The 20,366-nt window shown below is 42.9% G+C and carries 16 protein-coding genes; 11 read left to right on the top strand and 5 right to left on the bottom strand.

Going from position 1 to position 20,366, the window contains the following annotated elements; genetic code table 11:
* Position 1 precedes the first annotated feature (1 nt).
* From rseP to V7783_RS00470, 7 genes are all read left to right on the top strand, one after another.
* Entirely contained in the window at positions 2-1,354 is a 1,353-nt protein-coding gene (gene rseP, locus V7783_RS00500) for a sigma E protease regulator RseP (protein WP_335677064.1), read from the top strand.
* Between the two features lie 105 nt (positions 1,355-1,459).
* Positions 1,460-3,931 carry an outer membrane protein assembly factor BamA gene (gene bamA, locus V7783_RS00495; protein ID WP_335677063.1) on the top strand — a complete coding sequence of 824 codons (2,472 nt, stop codon included), beginning with the start codon at positions 1,460-1,462 and terminating at the stop codon, positions 3,929-3,931.
* 11 nt (positions 3,932-3,942) lie between these two features.
* Entirely contained in the window at positions 3,943-4,461 is a 519-nt protein-coding gene (locus V7783_RS00490) for an OmpH family outer membrane protein (protein ID WP_064667591.1), read from the top strand.
* Positions 4,462-4,470: 9 nt separating this feature from the next.
* On the top strand, positions 4,471-5,508 hold the full coding sequence (gene lpxD / locus V7783_RS00485; RefSeq protein WP_335677062.1) for a UDP-3-O-(3-hydroxymyristoyl)glucosamine N-acyltransferase: 1,038 nt from the start codon (positions 4,471-4,473) through the stop codon (positions 5,506-5,508).
* 13 nt (positions 5,509-5,521) lie between these two features.
* Entirely contained in the window at positions 5,522-5,974 is a 453-nt protein-coding gene (gene fabZ, locus V7783_RS00480; RefSeq protein WP_016707632.1) for a 3-hydroxyacyl-ACP dehydratase FabZ, read from the top strand.
* A 2-nt stretch (positions 5,975-5,976) separates the two neighbouring features.
* On the top strand, positions 5,977-6,747 hold the full coding sequence (gene lpxA, locus V7783_RS00475) for an acyl-ACP--UDP-N-acetylglucosamine O-acyltransferase (protein WP_335677061.1): 771 nt from the start codon (positions 5,977-5,979) through the stop codon (positions 6,745-6,747).
* Between the two features lie 140 nt (positions 6,748-6,887).
* Positions 6,888-7,271: a septal ring lytic transglycosylase RlpA family protein gene (locus tag V7783_RS00470; RefSeq protein WP_335677331.1), complete on the top strand. Its 384-nt coding sequence runs from the start codon at positions 6,888-6,890 to the stop codon at positions 7,269-7,271.
* Here the strand turns inward: V7783_RS00470 and cydC are convergent.
* From cydC to V7783_RS00445, 5 genes are read right to left on the bottom strand one after another with little or no spacing between them, the layout of a single operon-like run.
* Entirely contained in the window at positions 7,268-9,001 is a 1,734-nt protein-coding gene (cydC, locus tag V7783_RS00465) for a thiol reductant ABC exporter subunit CydC (RefSeq protein WP_335677330.1), read from the bottom strand. The genes V7783_RS00470 and cydC overlap by 4 nt on opposite strands.
* Positions 8,994-10,796 (bottom strand): thiol reductant ABC exporter subunit CydD, encoded by a 1,803-nt coding sequence (gene cydD, locus V7783_RS00460; RefSeq protein ID WP_335677060.1) that lies wholly within the window; start codon positions 10,794-10,796, stop codon positions 8,994-8,996. Before cydD ends, cydC begins: the two co-directional genes overlap by 8 nt.
* On the bottom strand, positions 10,786-10,938 hold the full coding sequence (gene cydX, locus V7783_RS00455; RefSeq protein ID WP_064667585.1) for a cytochrome bd-I oxidase subunit CydX: 153 nt from the start codon (positions 10,936-10,938) through the stop codon (positions 10,786-10,788). Before cydX ends, cydD begins: the two co-directional genes overlap by 11 nt.
* 13 nt (positions 10,939-10,951) lie before the next feature.
* Positions 10,952-12,091: a cytochrome d ubiquinol oxidase subunit II gene (gene cydB, locus V7783_RS00450; protein WP_335677059.1), complete on the bottom strand. Its 1,140-nt coding sequence runs from the start codon at positions 12,089-12,091 to the stop codon at positions 10,952-10,954.
* Positions 12,088-13,686 (bottom strand): cytochrome ubiquinol oxidase subunit I, encoded by a 1,599-nt coding sequence (locus V7783_RS00445; protein WP_335677058.1) that lies wholly within the window; start codon positions 13,684-13,686, stop codon positions 12,088-12,090. The genes cydB and V7783_RS00445 overlap by 4 nt, the downstream gene beginning before the upstream one ends.
* Before the next feature lie 380 nt (positions 13,687-14,066).
* Between V7783_RS00445 and lpxB the strand changes: the two genes are divergently transcribed.
* Genes lpxB through accA form a run of 4 tightly spaced genes read left to right on the top strand, consistent with a single transcriptional unit; the run spans position 14,067 to position 20,274 of the window.
* Positions 14,067-15,224, top strand: a complete 1,158-nt coding sequence (lpxB, locus tag V7783_RS00440) for a lipid-A-disaccharide synthase (protein ID WP_335677057.1) — start codon at positions 14,067-14,069, stop codon at positions 15,222-15,224.
* The gene (gene rnhB, locus V7783_RS00435) at positions 15,214-15,810 is read left to right on the top strand and encodes a ribonuclease HII (protein ID WP_335677056.1); all 597 of its coding nucleotides are present in this window, start codon (positions 15,214-15,216) and stop codon (positions 15,808-15,810) included. The genes lpxB and rnhB overlap by 11 nt, the downstream gene beginning before the upstream one ends.
* Entirely contained in the window at positions 15,810-19,301 is a 3,492-nt protein-coding gene (gene dnaE, locus V7783_RS00430; RefSeq protein ID WP_335677055.1) for a DNA polymerase III subunit alpha, read from the top strand. The genes rnhB and dnaE overlap by 1 nt, the downstream gene beginning before the upstream one ends.
* 16 nt (positions 19,302-19,317) lie before the next feature.
* A complete protein-coding gene (gene accA / locus V7783_RS00425; protein WP_335677054.1) occupies positions 19,318-20,274 on the top strand; it encodes an acetyl-CoA carboxylase carboxyl transferase subunit alpha in 957 nt (318 codons plus the stop codon).
* Positions 20,275-20,366 lie beyond the last annotated feature (92 nt).

The following is a 20,366-nucleotide window of genomic DNA, read 5'->3' as shown; positions in this document are numbered from 1 at the left end:
TATGTTCGATTTTCTGTGGAATTTAGGCTCTTTTATTTTAGCTTTGGGTATTTTGGTCACTGTGCATGAATATGGCCACTTTTGGGTTGCCCGTAAAGCGGGTGTGAAAGTGTTACGCTTCTCTATTGGTTTTGGTAAGCCACTGATAAAATGGCACGATAAACATGACACAGAGTACGTTATTGCTGCAATCCCATTGGGTGGTTATGTAAAAATGCTTGATGAGCGCGTAGATGACGTGCCAGCTGAGCAACGCCATTTATCATTTAATGCTAAGTCAGTGCAAGCGCGTATCGCGATTGTTGCTGCAGGACCAATGGCAAACTTCATTTTTGCCATTGTTGCGCTGGCAGCGATGTATATGGTGGGGGTGCAATCAGTTAAACCTGTTGTTGGTTCTATAAAAGAAGGTAGCCGCGCAGAACAAGCTGGCCTGATGCCGAGTCAACAAATTGTAAAAATTGGCGACGATAATATTGCTACTTGGCAAGATGCTACGTTTGCATTAATGGCAAGTTTAGGTGAAAAAAGCGTGACAGTAACTGTGCGCGATGAACAATTTCAAGAGCAGCTGAAAACACTCGATATTGATGGTTGGAAGTTGGATCAACAAGATGTGCCGCCATTAGCCTCATTGGGTATTGTGCCGTTTCGCCCGCAGGCGACGTTAACGGTCGCCACTGTTTCTGCTAATTCTGCCGCTGCCGCAGCTAATTTACAGGCCGGGGATGAAATTATCGCAGTAAATGGCGAAACAATGACCGATTGGCCCCAATTAGTTAATGTTATTCAGCAATCCGCTAACAAATCATTACAATTTAGTGTAAAAAGACAAGATACTATAGAACGTATAAACGTCACGCCACAAGGGCAGCGTAATAACGACGGTCAGTTACAAGGCTTTTTGGGTGTAGCGCCGGTGGTTGAAAAGTGGCCAGATGGTTACATTGAAACTAGACATTATGGTCCACTCGATAGTATGGTGCTGGGCGTAAGTGAAACATGGCGCTTGATCAGTCTAAGTTTTGATATGATTGGCAACTTAATTACTGGTCAAGTATCAGTGAAAAATTTAAGTGGTCCGGTTGGTATCGCTGTTGGTGCGGGAACGAGCGTGAGCTATGGCTTAGTGGCATTTTTAAGCTTCTTAGCATTGATAAGTGTAAACTTAGGCGTATTTAATTTATTGCCGTTGCCAGTACTTGATGGCGGGCACTTAATGTATTACATAATTGAACTTTTTCGTAGAAAGCCGGTCTCTGAAAAGACACAAGAATTTGGTTTTAAAGTGGGTGCCTTGTTACTCATTTTTCTTACATGTTTCGCTTTGTTCAATGATGTATCGCGATTATAAGTAATTGCGACAGTCTCGAATTAAAAACACGATTGTAAAACACCGTTAAAGTATAGTTTTAAGGTGTTGAGCGGTAATACCGTTGTAAAGGATAAAGATAATAAAATGGCTATAAAAAAACATTTGGCAGTAACAAGTTTATTAGGCGCTAGCTTTGCAGCCCTAGGCCAAAACTCCTTTATTGTTGATGATTTAAAAGTTGAAGGCTTACAGCGCGTAGCGCTGGGAGCAGCATTAACGCATATCCCTATTAATGTGGGTGATAACGTTGATGACTACACAATTTCAAAAACGATCAAGTCTTTGTATAACTCAGGCCACTTTGACAACATCAAGGCACTACGTGATGGCAACAATGTTATTTTTAGAGTAACAGAACGCCCAACAATCAGTATTATTGAGTTTGAAGGCAATAAAGACATCAAAGATGAGCAGCTAACTCAGTCGCTTGATCAACAAGATATTCGCCAAGGTGAACCGCTGGATAAAACCGTGGTTGATAACATTGAGAAAGGCTTAATTGAGTTTTTCCACAGTATTGGTAAATATAACGCTAAGATTGATGTCAGCATTACTAAACTGCCGCGTAACCGCGTTAAGTTAAAGCTAGAGTTTGATGAAGGTGACGCTGCGTCAATTCGTCAAATTAACTTAGTTGGTAACGAATTGTTTAGTAACGAAGACTTGCTTGCGTTGGCAGAATCACAACAAGATTTACCGTGGTGGCAGTTTATGGGCAGCGACCGCTACCAGAAACAAACCATTGAAGGCGATCTTGAAAAAATCCGTAGCTTCTATTTAGACCGTGGTTATTTACGTTTTAATATCGATTCAACACAAGTGTCGGTGAGCCCAGAACGTGAATCGGTATATGTTACCGCAAATATTTCTGAAGGCGTTAAATACAAAGTTAAAGGTTTTGACTTCATTGGTGATTTACTTGGCCGTGAAGAGCTTATCAAAAGTGTTATTCCACTGCGTGCCGGTGAGCTTTACAATGGCTCAGTGGTGACCTCGTCTGAAGAATTTATCAAAAGCTATTTAGCGCGTTTTGGTTATGCTAACGCTGAAGTTCGCACCATCCCGGAAATAGATGATGAAAACAAAGAAGTTCAGTTAACCTTATCAGTGAACCCGGGTCAGCGTGTTTATGTTCGCCGTATTATTGTCGGTGGTAACCAAAATACCGCGGATGAAGTACTACGTCGTGAAATGACACAGCTTGAAGGTGCTTGGCTTTCAAACCAAAACCTAGAGCGTTCAAAATTACAAATTCAACGTCTACCATATATGGAAAGCGTTGATTTTAATGTGGTACCTGTGCCAGGTGTTGACGACCAAGTGGACGTTGACTTTACTGTTAAAGAACAATCAGCTGGTAGCTTTAATGCGGGTCTTGCTTATGGTTCATACTTAGGTCTGCAATTTAACATTGGTGTGACTGAATCTAACTTCTTAGGTACTGGTAACCAAATTGGTTTCAACATCAATACGTCACGTGGTTCTGAACGAGTGAGCTTATCGTATACTGACCCTTATTTTACCCCTGATGGTGTATCACAAGGCAGTAGTATCTTCTACAGTAACTACGATGCAAGTAAATTCAGCCTGATTGATTACAAATCGAAAAGTTATGGTATTGGTACTAACATCGGCTTCCCAATTGATGCGGTAAACCGTATTAACTTTGGTGTACGTTGGATCCAAGAAGAGCTATCTGAAATTGCTGAATACGAGCAAACGCGTGTAATGCGTGAGACTTTCTTAGATCCGAATAACCCAGATGCTGGTTTTGACTTTACTAAGTACGAGCTGAGCGTGGGCTGGTCTCGAGTGACTGTTAACCGTGGTTTATTCCCAACGGCAGGTTCTCGCCAAACACTTAATTTAACGGGCACAACGCCTAATTCAGATTTAACGTACTTTAAGTTAAATTATGATTCACGTTTTTACTGGCCGATCAGCGATAATCATCGTTGGGTGTTCTCAACACGTGCCGCACTTGGTTACGGTAACGGTTATGGTACAACCAACGGCTATGATCAAACTCTGCCATTCCAAGAGTATTTCCGTATAACGGAAATGGAACTACGTGGTTTTGACCGTAATACAATATTACCGCGAGCTATTTCTCGTACGCCACAATTAATTCCAGGTACCCCATTGCCAGATGGCACCTTGACTGGCAGTATAGGCGGCGCGCCTGAGTTTGATGTACTAACACCACAAGGGCGTATTGGTGGTAATGCTAAGGCTGTTGCAGGTATGGAATTAATCGTACCAACACCATTCTTAGATGAAGATAACACCAGCTCTGTACGTACTAGCTTCTTTGTTGATGCTGCAAACGTATGGGACACTGAATTTAACGTTGACCGTTATCAAAATTTAGGGCCGGATGAACGCGCTAAGCTTGAGGATTATTCAGATCCGATGCGCTTTAGGGTTTCAACCGGTTTATCATTGCAGTGGATCTCACCTATGGGTCCTATGCTGATCAGTTTTGCGTATCCATTGCAACAAGAAGAAGATGACGATACGAAGACCATCAGCTTTAACATTAGTAATACATTCTAAAGGAGTTTTTTGTGAAAAAATCATTTAAATCATCGGCAATCGCCATTTTAGCAACACTTATGATGGGTACTTCTGTAAGTGCTTTTGCACATAAAGTCGGTATTGTAGATATGCAAGAAATCTACAAACAAATTCCACAAATGGCAAAGGTTGAGCAAACATTACAAGCTGAGTTTGCAGAGCGTCGTCAAGAACTTGAAAAACTACAAGGCGATATCCGTTTTGAAGCAGAAAAGTTCAAGCGTGAAGCTACAACTATGAGCCAGGCGCAAAAAGATGCGTTACGTGAAAAAGTAGAAGGCATGCAAAAAAATCTTGCTGAAAAAGGTCGTCCTTTAGAGCAAGAAATCAAAGTACGCCAAAACCAAGAGCTTGCTAAAGTACAAGGTATTATCATCAAAGCAATCGAAGATATTGCTAAAGATGGTAAATACGATGAAGTTAAAGTTAAAGATACGACTATCTACTTTAACCCGAAAACAGTTGTTGATTTATCAAGCAAAGTTGTTGATAAAGTAAGTAAGCAATAGAACTGATATATGCATAATTATACGCTTTCGCAGATTGCGGAACTTCTAAGCGCCGAACTTGATGGTGATGGCGCTATAGAAATCTCAAAAATAGCTACACTTGCAAATGCCCGCTCTGGGCATATTGCATTTTTAGCGAATAAGAAATATCGCTCACAATTAGCAGATACTCAGGGCAGTGCCGTGATCTTATCAGCCGCTGATGCACCGTATTACCAAGGTAATAAGCTGATTGTTGCAAACCCCTATGTTTGTTACGCAAAATTAGCGCAGTTACTGGATACTACACCACGCTCGGCATTAGCCGGGGTTCATCCAAGTGCAGTTATTCACCCGCAAGCTACGGTAGCTAATACTGCTGCGATTGCTGCGAATGCTGTAATTGAAGCCGGTGCTGTGATTGGCGATAACGTGCAAATTGGTGCAAATTGCTTTATTGGTGAAAACACTAAAATTGGCAGTGGCACAAAATTATGGGCAAATGTCAGTATTTATCACGACATAGAGATTGGCAGTGATTGTTTATTCCAATCATCAGCAATCATTGGCAGTGACGGTTTTGGTTATGCTAACGACAAAGGGCAATGGATAAAAATCCCTCAGCTCGGTCGTGTTATTATTGGTGATAAAGTAGAGATTGGAGCCGGTACTGCGGTTGACCGTGGTGCGCTTGACGACACTATTATTCATAGTAACGTGATTATCGATAATCAATGTCAAATAGCTCACAATGTAGAAATTGGTTCAGGTACTGCAATTGCAGGGTGTACCGTGATAGCTGGTAGTACCACTATTGGCAAAAACTGCCAAATTGCTGGGCTTGTCGGCATAAATGGTCACATAGATATCTGTGATGGTGTTATACTTACGGGTATGAGCATGGTAACTAAAGCGATTTCACAACCAGGTGTTTATTCGTCTGGCTTGCCACATTCTTCCAATAAAGAGTGGCGTCGTAACATTGCTCATTTACGTAATTTGCCAGAGATGAAAGTCCGCCTTAAAGCGCTAGAGACTCTGACTAAGTCATTAAACGTTGATAATTGATAAGGATGCTATTTTGGCAAACGAATTAAATAGCCTAGATATACAAGAAATTTTAAGTTTACTTCCGCATCGTTACCCGATGCTACTGGTTGACCGTGTACTTGATTACACCCCAGGTGAATCATTGCATGCGATTAAGAACGTAACTTTTAATGAACCTATCTTTACTGGCCACTTTCCAAACCAGCCTATTTTTCCTGGTGTTTTAATTTTAGAAGCCATGGCACAGGCAACTGGTTTATTAGGTTTTAAAACAGTCGAAAATCGCAGTGAAAATGAACTATATTTATTTGCAGCGATTGATAATGCGCGTTTTAAACAACCTGTTACTCCTGGCGATACTATGCATTTACATGTACAGTTTTTAAAGGAACGTCGTAATATTTGGAAATTTGCAGCAGAAGCAAAAGTCGATGGCAAAGTAGTATGTAGTGCCGAAATTATGTGTGCGAGAAGAGAGCTTTAATTGTGATCCATCCTACAGCGATAATCGAACCAGGTGCAAAGTTAGGCAATAATGTCTCAGTTGGGCCTTATAGCTACATTGGCAACGATGTAGTGATTGGCGATAACTGCATTATTGAATCTCATGTTGTGGTCAAAGGACCATCAACAATTGGTTCTGGCAATCATATATTTCAATTTGCGTCTGTAGGCGAAGCGTGCCAAGACAAAAAATACAATAATGAGCCAACCACACTTATCATTGGTGATAATAATGTCATTCGTGAATGTGCCACTATTCACCGTGGTACTATTCAGGATCAAGGTGTGACTAAGATTGGTAGCAATAATCTATTTATGGCTTACACTCACGTGGCTCATGATGCTGTGATTGGCGATAACGTTATTTTTGCTAATAATGCCTCTGTAGCGGGTCATGTGCATATTGGCGATTGGGTTATTCTTGCTGGTAACTCTGGCATCCATCAGTTTTGTAAGGTCGGTTCACATGCTTTTGTTGGTATGTATTCTGGCGTCAACAAAGATGTACCACCATTTGTAACAACCATTGGTACGCCTGCGGGCCCAGTTGCAATCAACACCGAAGGTATGAAGCGCCGTGGTTTTGAAAGCGATGAAGTGATGGCAACGCGCCGTGCTTACAAAACACTTTACCGTAAGAGCTTAGGTGTAGAAGACGCACTTGCGGCCTTGAGTGAAGATGCTGCTAAGTACCCAGCGGTACAAATGATGATTGATTTCGTTAAAAATTCTGAGCGCGGTATTATTCGTTAATTCGTTTACGCTGCGTAAAAAAGCCACCAGTTATTAAGTTAACTTGGTGGCTTTTTTGTATTCATTGTTTTGTATTTACGAGAATTCAGTTGCAGCTCAGTTGATACCTGCTACTTTTATGCATTCTAAAGGAGCGTTGAATTTTGATTAAAGCACTTTTAATTAGCTTATCATTGGCTATTTTAGCGGGTTGTAGTAGCTCGCCTGCAAGTTATTCTGAAACAAACAATGGCGTTACTGAGCAGGGCAAGGCCAGCTTTTATGCCGATAAATACCATGGTCGACTGACCGCAAGTGGTGAAAAGTTTGATCAGCAAGCCATGACGGCGGCGCACAAAAAGCTGCCATTCAACAGTATGGTCAAAGTCACAAACACAGCAAATAACCGCTCAGTAGTCGTTCGAGTGAATGACCGTGGGCCTTTTATTCGCGGCCGTATCATCGATTTAACACAGCATGCGTTTGAAAAACTCGCAGAGCCTAGCGCTGGAGTTATTAACGTAACTATTGAAGTGATTGATTAAAACCGTGTGATCAAGTTTACGTAATCACGGTGCTCTGCTAATAGTTGCTGATGCGTTGCAACTGCTTTTACTTGCCCTTGCTCTAACCAAATTACGTTATCCATATTAGCAAGTAAGGCAGGATCGTGAGTTATGCTGATGACAGTACAATGCTCCATGCTGGTTAATATCGCATCCATAACTTGATGTTTAGATTGATTGTCCAGTCCCTCGGTCGGCTCATCTAATACCAAAATAGCTGGCGCACGCAGTAGTGCTTGCGCTAACGCTAATCGCCTTGATTGTCCCCGTGATAAGTTTCTACCACCTGTACCTAAGCGAGTATTTAAGCCTTGCTTTAAGTCCTTTATCCAATCAGCGAGTTGTGCCTGTTGGCAAGCTGCAAGCATTTGCGCCTTGCTTGCACTGGGGGCTGCATAACGTAAATTATCAGCAATGGTGCCATCAAAAATATGGTGTTGCTGCGCAACAATATTGACAAGTTCGCAGCGGTTTTGCTGACTAATGGCGTTAATCGCGATAGTTTTGTCTGTGGCGGTGAGGTTTATTGCTCCGCCTTGCTGCGGCCATAAACCACTGAGCAAATTAACCAGAGTCGTTTTACCGCTGCCACTTTGACCGACAATAGCCACTTTTTGCAGTGGTAAAATTGTTAAGTTGATATCATTTAGCGCATAGCTTCCCTTATGATAACAATAGCTTAACTGTTCAAATTCAAGTCCTAAAGGCTGTACCTCCACTAGCTCTTCAGTGTTGTGAGTAAGAGGGCGCAGTTTATCTTCTAAATCAAAAATACGTTTTGCAGCGCTCAGTGCCACTGGCAATTGAATAAATGCATTAGGCAGTGTTAACACGGTCTCAAAACTGGCAAGTACAAATAAGCTGAGCATGGCTAATTCAACATTCACCATAGCACCGCTATAAACCAGTGGCGCAATGATCACAATAGCGCCCAACATGGTCAACTGTACTATCAGCAGTGATAAGCCATTACTCTTTGCCTCTGCATTATGACGTGTGAATAACTGCTGATTATAGCGCTCACTGGCGCTACGACACTGTTCAACTTGTTGCTCAGTGGCTTGATAAATTGCCAACTCTCTGAGTCCGCTTAACGTGTCAGATAACTCAGCGCGCAATGTAGCTGAGTACTTTGTCTCGAGTTCAGCAGTTTGTTGTAGTTGCTTACTCAATAGTAAAGGCAGTGCCACACCTACCAATAGCAGTGCAATAAAGCATAGCAGTGCGACATTGGCGTTGTATGCACTCATAAATATCAGCACAATTGGCACACTAATAAGCGCAACAATCATAGGTAGTAACACGTTTAAATAAAACTTATCGAGGGCTTCTACATCATTTTGCATCCGGTTGAATAGATCGGCGCTGCGGCTCATGGCTAAATCAACATTGCTTAGCTGGCTTAGCGTGTTAAAAACACTGACACGAATTTCACTTAATAATAAAAAGGTGGCGTTGTGGGTTACCAATCGCTCGCCGTAACGAGACGCGGTTCTTACAATTGCCAAAAATCTAATAGTGCCGGCTGGTGTGAAGTAGTTCATATGTACGCCGGCTAACCCAGCTGCCGCCATGGCGGCTAAAAACCAACCAGAAATAGCCAGTAGGGCAACGTTTGCCAGTACGGTCAGAGTTGCCAAAAAAGCACCTAGTAACATCGCCCCTAAGTGTGGCTTACATAACTTAAGCAAACGCATAAAGTCAGTCATTTTGTGTGCTCCTAGCATTGATGCTCCTTGCATTCACTAAGTCATATAGCGCACCAGACTGATTGAGCAAGCTTTCAAAGTCGCCTTGTTCAACCACGCAGCCATCTTTCATTACCATTACCTGTTTAGCCTGCTCGATCGTATTTAAGCGATGGGCGATCACTATAACAAGGTGATCTTTCGCATAGTGATTAATGGCTGTTTGCACTGATTGCTCAGTTTGGCTATCAAGGTGCGCCGTGGGTTCATCAAGGACTAAAATAGGCGCTTGTTTTAAAAATGCCCGCGCTAAAGCGATGCGCTGTTTTTGCCCGCCAGAGAGGCCTTCGCCTTGCTCACCGATGTGAGTATCAAAGCCCTCAGGTAATGCATTTATAAACTCCAGAGCGCCTGCTTGTTTGGCTGCAGCGGCTAGTTGCGCGGCCGTGGCATCTGGCTTTGCGAGTAATAAATTGGCTTTAATAGTGGTGAACAATAATGTCGGCTGCTGCGGGATCCAAGCAATATGTTGCTGCCATTGTGTAATTTGAGACTCGGTTAGCTGCTGTTGATTAACTGCGATGGCTGCGATCACCTGTGGGTGAAACCCTAATAAGCAATCAAGTAAGGTGCTTTTACCAGCGCCACTTTGACCAACAATGGCATATAAACCGGTGCCAGCAAAAGTGAGGTTAATATTTTTAACCCCTTCATTACTGTCTGGGTAATGAAAGTTTAAATTGTCGATCCGCAGTTGTTCAATACGCTCAAGGGTTAATGGAGAATACTCGTTGTGCCGAGTTGACGATTGATTATCGCTACCGGGAATTGGCTCATTCAATATTTTTAGCATATCAGCCGCAGCACTGATGCCCTCTAACTTGGCATGGTAATGACTACCCAATTGACGCAGCGGTAAATAAAACTCTGGAGCCAGTAGTAACACGACAAAACCAGTAGCAAAGTCCAATGTGCCAAAAAACAACCGGAAACCAATGATCACAGCTACTAATGCCACGCTGATCGTGGCTAAAAACTCCAACGCAAAGGACGACAAAAATGCAATTTTTAATACACTTAAAGTGGCATGGCGAAAATCATCGGAGATTTTGGCGATTTGTTTTAGTTCACGTTTTGTAGCATTAAATAATTTAAGCTGCGTAAGCCCTTGTAGGCGATCAAAAAAGTAATTACCCAGCACCGCCAGTTGCTGCCAGCGTTGTTGATTAAGTTGCTCAGCTTGGTGTCCAACTAAAATCATAAAAAATGGAATGAGCGGGGCGGTAAATAAAAAGATCAAACCCGCTTTCCAGTCCGTGGGGAAAATCACCATCAAGATAGCGAAAGGGATCAATGCGCTGTACGCCACACTAGGAAGGTAATTGGCGTAATAATCGTGCAGTGCTTCAACACCGTTATGTAAGGTATTTAAGGTTGCACCATGGCCATGTTGCTCAATATAGCTTGGACCAAGCAGTGTTAGTTTTTCAAGTAAGGTATGGCGCATTGCGGTTTTGATTTTAAGCGCCGCTTTAGCGCTGAGCCGCTGCGAAAACCCAAGCAGTACAGCACGGCCTAAGATCAGTGCTGCTAATGGCCAAAGTAAAGGGGTGATGGTTGTTAAATCCGCCTGTTGAAACATCACTAAATGAATCGAGCGGGCCACCAAATAAGCGCTGGCAATCATCAATAAAGCATTAAAAGTGCCTAGTGCAATACTGATTTTTAAAAGGCTACCGGCGTGATCAGAATGAGTTTTTAAAAACGCGCGCAACGTCGTTTGTTGCGCGCGATTTGGTCGGGGGTTAGTCGTCATTTTGGCGATTAAGCCTATCGTGTAATTCTTGTTCGTCGTCAGCGATACTGTCTTTGTTTTGACCAAATTCGTACCACATCACGTTGATCACACCTAATGTACAGGCTAATAAAACACCGAGTATCCAAGCAAAATACCACATAAGTTAAATCTCCTTAGTAACTGCCATGGCTGTTATTTTCAATTTCTTCAACGGTCACTTTTCGCCACATTTTTACATAACACCATGTGGTGTAACATAAAATAAGAGGGACAAAAATAACAACCGCAACAAACATCACATTTAAGGTCATATGACTAGATACTGCATCCCAAATTGTTAAGCTAATATTAGGGAAGTTACTTGATGGCATAATAAACGGGAACAGTGACATGCCCGCAGTTAAAATGACGCCAGCCAGCATCAAGCTAGTACAAATGAGTGCTAAAGCAGGCTTGTTTGCTTTTGATAATAACCACGCCGCGGCGGCCATAACAAAAGCAATAACAGGGAATGCAATACTTAATGGGATAGCTTGGTAATTATTTAACCAAGCACCTGTTGCCGTGGTAACTGTTTTATCAAGTGGATTAGCAAAGCCTTGCTTATCACCCATAGAGACGATTTGATAGCCATCAAGGTTCGCAACCCAAACACCGGCAAGGGCAAATAACACAATAAATACCAGGAGTGCATAACGGCCATATTGCGCCGAACGACGAGCTACATCGCTATCAGTACGCAGTTGCAACCACATGCCGCCATGAGCAAGTAGCATAGTTACGCTGATCAAACCGGCGAGTAAGGCAAATGGGTTTAATAGTGCAAAGAAAGATCCTTGGTAAGTCGTTCTGAGGTATTCATCAATGCTAAACGGCACACCTAAAAATAGATTGCCAAACGCGACACCAAATACCAGTGCAGGAATGGCACTACCGGCAAATAAGCCCCAGTCCCAATTGTTGCGCCAGCGTAGTGAATCAATTTTACTGCGATAATCAAAACCTAATGGTCTAAAAAATAGCGAAAATAACACCAACATCATAGCAAAGTAAAAACCAGAAAATGCCGCCGCATAGACCATCGGCCAGGCTGCAAATAAGGCGCCACCGGCGGTAATAAACCATACTTGGTTACCATCCCAATGTGGGCCTACGGTATTGATCACCACACGGCGTTCGCTGTCGGTTTTACCTACTAGTTTGATAAGCATAGCGACACCCATGTCCATGCCATCGGTGATTGCAAAACCAATCAGTAGTACACCGATGATCACCCACCAAAGTAGCTTTAACGTTTCATAATCGAAAATCATGATTTTGCTCCTTGCTCGTCAGTTATTTGGTCGTGATTTATATGCTCATCGTGCTCAAAGTGATACTTACCAGTGTGCAACGAACTAGGGCCTAGCTTCACAAAGCGCAGCATCAGCCAGCCTTCAACGATAGCAAGGCCAGTATAAAATACGATAAAGCCAGTTAAGCTGATCAATATATCATTGACAGTCAGTGACGAGGTGGCCAAAAAGGTCGGCAGTATTTCTGAGATAGCCCAAGGCTGACGGCCATATTCTGCTACTATCCAGCCAAACTCTATAGCTATCCATGGCAGAGGAATGCTGAACACGGCGGCCCATAATAACCAGCGCTTTTGTTCAATAACACGGTGTGCATTGTAATAAAATGCCAAGATGAAGACGATTAACATAATCATTCCGCAGCCAACCATGATTCTAAATGACCAAAACATTGGACCAACTTTAGGGAATGAATCTTTCACCGCTTGTTGAATTTGCGCTTCAGTCGCATCAACCACATTTGGCGTATAACGTTTTAGTAATAAGCCGTATCCCAAGTCGTCTTTAAGATCATTAAATTTAGCAATATTTTCAGGTGTGTCATCACCACCGCGCAACCTTTCAAGGTATTTATAAGCAATCATACCGTTACGAATTCGTACTTCGTGTTGGTCTTCTAAATCATTAATGCCAGTAACTTGCTCATCTAACGAACGAGTAGCGATTAAGCCCAGCGCATAAGGAATTTTAACCGCGGCGTGGGTCACTTGTTCATCGGAGTCAGGAATGCCCACGAGTGTAAATGCGGCGGGAGCTTCTTCGGTGTGCCATTCAGCTTCTATGGTTGCCAGTTTTACTTTTTGTACTTCGCCTACTTCATAACCCGATTCATCGCCAAGTAAAATAACGCACAAGATTGACGCTAAACCAAAACCAGAGGCAACCGAGAATGAACGTTTAGCAAAGGCAAGATCGCGGCCTTTTAAGATGTACCAGCTACTAATACCCAAAACAAACATAGACGCAGCGACATAACCGGCAGATACGGTATGAATAAATTTAACCTGCGCAACCGGGTTAAATACCAGCTCTGCAAAACTAGTCATTTCCATCCGCATTGTTTGGTAGTTAAACTCCGCACCTACAGGGTTTTGCATCCAGCCATTGGCGATTAAAATCCACAGAGCAGACATGTTGGTACCAATAGCCATTAAAAAGGTAGCGCCGAGATGCTGGCGTTTACTGAGGCGTTGCCAGCCTAAAAAGAACATGCCCACAAACGTTGATTCTAAGAAGAACGCCATTAGTCCTTCAATCGCAAGGGGTGCGCCAAATACATCGCCCACATAATGAGAGTAATAAGACCAGTTAGTACCAAACTCAAATTCCATGGTGAGGCCTGTCGCGACCCCGATGGCAAAGTTGATACCAAATAATTTACCCCAAAACTTGGTCATGTCTCGGTAGATCTCTCGACCGGTCATCACATAGACCGATTCCATGATCACTAAGATCCAGGTCATTCCTAGGGTCAGTGGTACAAATAAAAAGTGAAACAGGGCGGTGACAGCAAACTGTAATCGCGATAGATCCACAAAGGTTTCATCTATCATTTTTTATAGCTCCTTGTATGTGCGGGCGAGTCACAAAACAAATAAAGTAAGCAAAAGTTATTTAATAAACTTTCAGTAATTATTGAAAGTTTATGCAGTATTAACTTTTGCTTAATTTTTGTCAATCACAAAATGGGTAAATCTTTAGTCTCTTTTGTGTTTATTGCAACGCGTAGAGTTAGCATTAGTAAGTGAAACACAGAGTTTAAATATTTGCCAATTTATGTTGGAAAAACAGGCGAATAGTTTTAATTGTATCAGTAAAGGTACACTGGGCAATGTTTCTATAATTTATTCAGGTTGTGTCATTTAATCGCATTAAAAAACACGCTAGACTAAGGCGTATGACCGTCTTGTTGACTTGTGAATAAAAAGCACCCATGAATAAAGATAAACAGCCATTGCGTATTGCGATTGTAGTTGGAGAACTCTCCGGCGATATTTTAGGCGAAGGCCTAATTAAAGCGTTGAAAAAACGCTACCCAGATGCGATTTTTGAAGGTATCGCAGGGCCAAAAATGCAGGCCCAAGGCTGTAACAGTTTATTTGATATGGAAGAGCTTGCTGTAATGGGACTCGTTGAAGTACTAGGTCGATTACCGCGGTTATTAAAAATCCGCAAGCAACTAGTACAAAACTTTATTGATAACCCACCAGATGTTTACATAGGCATTGATGCCCCTGATTTTAATTTACGGGTTGAAAAGCCGCTCAAAGACGCGGGAATAAAAACTATTCAGTATGTGAGCCCTTCGGTTTGGGCATGGCGTGAAAAGCGTATCCATAAAATTAGTGCCGCCACTAATATGGTATTGGCGTTATTACCGTTTGAAAAAGCCTTTTACGATAAACACAATGTACCCTGTACATTTGTAGGCCATACACTCGCTGATGATATTGCGCTTGAGCATGATGACAGTGCTGCACGCGCGCAACTGGGCTTACAGCAAAATGATAAAGTGCTGGCATTATTACCCGGCAGTCGTGGCTCAGAAGTAGGATTACTCAGTGAAACTTACCTTAAAACGGCTGCAGGCTTACAAGCTAAAAACCCTGATTTAAAAATAGTTGTGCCGCTTGTTAATGCGCAGCGAAAAGCGCAATTTTCAGCTATTTTGGCAACTACCGCGCCGCAGCTGAATATTCAATTGTTAGATGGTCAATCAAATCTTGCTATGCAAGCGGCAGATGTTATTTTAATTGCCTCAGGTACGGCGACTCTTGAAGGCATGTTATATAAAAAGCCGATGGTCGTTGGTTATAAAATAAAAGCCCTCAGTTATTGGATATTTAAAAGCTTATTCACCTTTAATATTAAATACTTTTCACTACCAAACTTATTGGCAGACGAAGAATTAGTGCCTGAATTTATGCAGCATGATTGCAGTGTTGAAAACTTAACTAAGGCTCTCGAGCCGATGCTTAACAGTGATAATAAAGAATTAAAAGCACGCTTTTTAGCTATCCATCAACAAATTCGATTAAACGCCAGCGAGCAAGCAGCAGCGGCTGTTGCGGAGATTATAAATGCAAATTGAACGCCCCAACTTTGAGCTTATCGCAGGTGTTGACGAAGTGGGTCGCGGCCCATTAGTTGGCGATGTAGTGACTGCTGCTGTGATCCTTGACCCAGCAAACCCAATTGCAGGCCTTGCTGATTCAAAAAAATTGACCGATAAAAAGCGCCAGGCATTGGCCATCGAAATAAAAGAAAAAGCCCTGTGTTGGTCAATAGGTCGTTGCAGCCCAACAGAAATAGACGAGTTAAATATTTTACACGCGACTATGCTGGCAATGACTCGGGCGGTTGAAGGGTTAAGCACCGCGCCGGAATTTGTATTTGTTGATGGCAACCGCTTACCTTCACTGACTATGCCAGCGCAAGCCATTATTAAAGGCGATAGCTTAGTGGCAGAAATATCAGCGGCATCTATTATCGCAAAAGTGGCGCGTGATGATGAAATGATTGAGCTTGATAAACGCTACCCAGAATACGGGTTTGCCGGTCACAAAGGGTATCCAACCAAGGCGCATTTTGCTGCCCTTGAACAATACGGTGCTATTAGTGAGCATCGTAAAAGTTTTAAACCAGTGCAACGTGTGCTGGCAATGCAGGAGCAGTAATGGCAGCGCCAGATTTTGTCCACCTGCGGGTTCATTCTGATTTTTCAATGGTCGATGGTTTAGCGAAAACCAAACCGATCGTAGCCAAAGCGCAAGAGCTGCAATTGCCAGCATTGGCCATCACCGATCAAATGAATTTATGTGGTTTAGTACGTTTTTATGACACTGCCCACAATGCTGGTATTAAACCCATTGTTGGGGCTGATTTTTGGCTGCACAGCCCTGAGTTTCCAGAAGCACCGTGTCGGTTAGTTATTTTAGCCAAAGACAACACCGGTTATAAAAATCTTACTTTATTAATTTCAAAAGCGTATCAACGTGGGCATTTATTTCATCGCCCAGTGATTGACCGAGATTGGCTTATTGAGCACAAAGAAGGGCTTATTCTGCTCTCTGGTGCAAAAGACGGCGATTTAGGCAAAGCGTTATTAAAGGGCAATCCTGCCACCGTTGAGTCGGTGGTTAGTTTTTACAAACAGCATTTTAGTGATAACTACTATATTGAACTGATCCGCACTAAACGTACGCAAGAAGAAGACTATTTACACTTAGCGGTTGAGCTTGCAGCGGTTGAGCAATTACCAGTGGTTGCCACCAATGAAGTGGTTTTCCTCAAGCCAGAAAATTTTGAAGCACACGAAATTCGCGTGGCGATTTTTGACGGCTATACGCTGGATGACAAGCGCAGGCCAAAACGTTTCTCTGAAGAACAATACTTAAAAACCCCAGAGCAAATGGCTGAACTGTTTAGCGATATTCCAGAAGCGCTACAAAATAGTGTAGAAATCGCCAAACGTTGTAATGTTACGGTGCAATTAGGTACTTACTTTTTACCTGATTACCCAACTGGCTCATTAAAAATTGAAGACTTCTTAGTTAAAGTTTCCAGAGATGGTCTTGAAGAGCGACTCCAGTTTTTATTCCCAGATGAAGCAGACCGTGCTGTAAAACGCGTTGAGTACGATGAGCGTTTACAAATCGAGCTTGATGTAATCAACCAAATGGGATTCCCAGGTTACTTCTTGATCGTAATGGAGTTCATCCAGTGGAGTAAAGATAACAATATTCCAGTCGGACCTGGACGTGGTTCTGGTGCGGGTTCACTGGTGGCATACGCATTAAAAATCACCGACTTAGATCCACTAGAGTTTGACTTGCTGTTCGAGCGGTTCTTGAACCCTGAACGTGTATCAATGCCGGATTTCGACGTCGATTTTTGTATGGATAGACGCGATGAAGTAATTGATCACGTATCGGCGCTATACGGACGAGACGCGGTATCGCAAATCATCACCTTTGGTACTATGGCGGCTAAAGCGGTAATACGCGATGTTGGTCGGGTACTTGGTCACCCTTATGGATTTGTTGACCGTATTTCAAAATTGATCCCGGGCGACCCAGGCATGACGCTGGCGAAAGCGTTTGATGTAGAGCCGCGCCTGCAAGAAGCCTACGATGGCGACTCAGAGGTTAAAGACTTAATCGATATGTGTCGCATTCTGGAAGGGTGTACACGTAACGCCGGTAAACACGCCGGTGGTGTTGTTATCTCGCCAACCACGATCACTGATTTTGCTGCGCTGTATTGTGATGACGAAGGTAAGTTTCCGGTCACACAGTTTGATAAAAATGACGTAGAAACAGCTGGTCTCGTGAAGTTTGACTTCTTAGGTCTGCGAACGCTAACTATTTTGCAGTGGGCAGTTGATATGACTAATGAGCGCTTAGCCCGAGAGGGAAAAGAGCCGATAGACATCAACACCATTGCATTGAATGACCAAAAAAGTATCGACCTACTACTAAGAGCCGAAACCACCGCAGTATTCCAGCTCGAATCCCGTGGTATGAAAGACTTAGTAAGACGCTTAAAGCCTGACTGCTTTGAAGATATGATAGCCTTGGTTGCCTTGTTCCGACCAGGGCCACTGCAATCGGGCATGGTAGATAACTTTATCGACCGAAAACTGGGCCGCGAAGAAATTTCCTACCCAGATGCTCAGTACCAACATGAAAGCTTAAAGCCGATTTTGGAGCCGACTTACGGCATTATCTTGTATCAAGAACAAGTAATGCAGATTGCACAGGTATTAGCCGGTTACACCCTAGGTGGCGCCGATATGCTGCGTCGTGCAATGGGTAAGAAAAAACCAGAAGAGATGGCAAAGCAGCGTTCAACCTTTGAAGATGGTGCGCGAAATAACGGGATTGACGGCGAACTAGCAATTAAAATCTTCGACTTGGTAGAGAAGTTCGCAGGTTACGGTTTTAACAAATCTCACTCGGCAGCCTATGCGTTAGTGTCGTATCAAACGTTGTGGATGAAAACCCATTATCCCGCTGAATTTATGGCGGCGGTGATGTCTGCCGATATGGATAACACCGAAAAAATCGTTACCCTAGTAGATGAATGTGAGAACATGAAACTCACATTATTACCGCCCGACGTCAACGCTGGTGCTTATAAGTTTACAGTAAACCTCAACGGTGAAATTGTTTACGGCATTGGTGCAATCAAAGGAGTGGGTGAGGCACCGGTAGACGCTATTTTAGAAGCGCGCAGTAACGGTGGGCCATTTAAAGACTTGTTTGATTTTTGTGCGCGAGTTGATTTAAAACGTATCAATAAACGCGTAACCGAAAAACTGATTTATGCAGGTGCGCTTGATCAACTTGGGCCGGAGAAAACGCAACCAGCTCGAGCTACCTTATTGGCGAGTTTGAAAGATGCAATGCGTGCGGCAGATCAACATCATAAAGCTGAGTCGTTAGGACAGAGTGATTTATTTGGTCTACTTGCGACAGAGCCTGATGAAGTTGAACAAGCCTTTATAAAAGCCACACCACTGACCGATAATCAATGGCTTGATGGTGAAAAAGAAACCTTAGGTTTATACCTAACTGGGCATCCGATAAATCAGTATCGTAAAGAGCTGAGATATTACACTAGTGGTAAATTAGTGGATTTACAGCCAACTAATCGTGATGTGCAATCTACTGCTGCAGGCCTCGTGATTGCAGCAAGAGTGCTAGTAAACAAAAAGGGAAATCGGTGGGGACTTGTAACTTTAGATGACAAGAGTGCCCGTATTGATGTACGCTTATTCCCAGAACAGTTTGAAATGTACCAAGATATGCTGCAAATCAATAATATCTTGGTAATATCCGGACAGGTCAGCTTTGATAACTTCTCCGGTGGTATTACAATGACCGCCAGAGACATCTGCACCATCGCGCAAGCGCGCGAAAAACGGATTAAAGCGATTAAAATGACGCTGAATATGGTGCAAATCGAAGCGAACTTCTTCGATAATTTACAAAAAGTACTCGAGCCTTATAAGTTTGGTACTTGTCCGATTAAGGTTTACTACCAGCGTCCAGATGCGCTGGCACAGTTAACTCTCGGGACAGAATGGTGTGTTACGCCTAGTGATGACTTAATTCATAAGTTATCGTTAATGGCGGCGCAAGATGTAGAACTAGAATTTAACTAATTAGGTAGTTTAGAGCATGAGCCTCAATTATCTTGATTTTGAGCTTCCAATCGCAGAATTAGAAGCAAAAATTGAAGAGTTACAAAATATAAGCCGCGCTGGCGATTTAGACCTTGAATTAGAAGAGGAAGTCAGCCGATTAAAAGAGAAAAGTGCCAAAATGAAAGAGGAAATATTCTCTAAGTTAGGTGCTTGGCAGGTTTCTCAGTTAGCCCGTCATCCGTTGCGTCCTTATACTCGAGATTATATCGAGCGCATTTTTACGGAATTTGACGAGTTTGCTGGTGATCGTACTTTTGCTAATGATCCGGCTATTTTAGGTGGTATTGCACGTTTTGAAGGCCAACCAGTAATGGTTATTGGTCAACAAAAAGGCCGTGATACTGCTGAAAAAATCAAACGCAACTTTGGTATGCCAAAGCCTGAAGGTTACCGTAAAGCATTACGCTTAATGGAAATGGCTGAGCGTTTTAAAATGCCAATCATGACCTTTATCGACACCCCAGGTGCATATCCTGGTGTTGGCGCTGAAGAGCGCGGTCAATCTGAAGCAATCGCACGTAACCTTAAAGTAATGGCTGCACTTAAAGTGCCAACCATTTGTACGGTTATTGGTGAAGGCGGGTCAGGTGGCGCACTGGCAATTGGTGTAGGTGATCGCGTTAACATGTTGCAGTACAGCACTTACTCGGTAATTTCACCGGAAGGGTGTGCATCGATCCTTTGGAAGAGCGCTGACAAAGCGCCACTTGCAGCAGAAGCGATGGGTGTAACCGCGGAACGTGTTAAAGAGCTTGATTTGATCAACAGCTTAGTTGAAGAGCCATTAGGTGGCGCACACCGTAACTACGAAGGTATGGCGCGTAACCTTAAAAATCAACTTAAACGTGACTTAGCTGACTTACAAGCCCTGTCGCTTGATGAAATGCTTGATCAACGTTATAAACGTTTAATGTCATTTGGTTATTGTTAATAGCTAATTGATGAAAAAAAGCCGCTTTTGCGGCTTTTTTGTTTTAGAATGTTTATCAGCTATCAGCTATCAGCTATCAGCTATCAGCTATC

This window comes from Pseudoalteromonas sp. (assembly GCF_036960685.1).
In the GTDB taxonomy this organism is placed as follows: Bacteria; Pseudomonadota; Gammaproteobacteria; order Enterobacterales; family Alteromonadaceae; genus Pseudoalteromonas.
Note: the sequence above shows the minus strand (reverse complement) of the source record. Positions and strands in the feature narration are given on the sequence as shown.

Excerpts from the sequence above, each read along its gene's own strand:
- lpxD (WP_335677062.1), top strand. The coding sequence starts at position 4,471 with ATGCATAATTATACGCTTTCGCAGATTGCGGAACTTCTAAGCGCCGAA.
- accA (WP_335677054.1), top strand. The coding sequence starts at position 19,318 with ATGAGCCTCAATTATCTTGATTTTGAGCTTCCAATCGCAGAATTAGAA.
- bamA (WP_335677063.1), top strand. The coding sequence starts at position 1,460 with ATGGCTATAAAAAAACATTTGGCAGTAACAAGTTTATTAGGCGCTAGC.
- cydB (WP_335677059.1), bottom strand. The coding sequence starts at position 12,091 with ATGATTTTCGATTATGAAACGTTAAAGCTACTTTGGTGGGTGATCATC.
- rnhB (WP_335677056.1), top strand. The coding sequence starts at position 15,214 with ATGCAAATTGAACGCCCCAACTTTGAGCTTATCGCAGGTGTTGACGAA.
- cydD (WP_335677060.1), bottom strand. The coding sequence starts at position 10,796 with ATGACGACTAACCCCCGACCAAATCGCGCGCAACAAACGACGTTGCGC.
- rseP (WP_335677064.1), top strand. The coding sequence starts at position 2 with ATGTTCGATTTTCTGTGGAATTTAGGCTCTTTTATTTTAGCTTTGGGT.
- lpxB (WP_335677057.1), top strand. The coding sequence starts at position 14,067 with ATGAATAAAGATAAACAGCCATTGCGTATTGCGATTGTAGTTGGAGAA.
- cydC (WP_335677330.1), bottom strand. The coding sequence starts at position 9,001 with ATGACTGACTTTATGCGTTTGCTTAAGTTATGTAAGCCACACTTAGGG.
- cydX (WP_064667585.1), bottom strand. The coding sequence starts at position 10,938 with ATGTGGTATTTTGCTTGGATACTCGGTGTTTTATTAGCCTGTACATTA.
- dnaE (WP_335677055.1), top strand. The coding sequence starts at position 15,810 with ATGGCAGCGCCAGATTTTGTCCACCTGCGGGTTCATTCTGATTTTTCA.
- V7783_RS00445 (WP_335677058.1), bottom strand. The coding sequence starts at position 13,686 with ATGATAGATGAAACCTTTGTGGATCTATCGCGATTACAGTTTGCTGTC.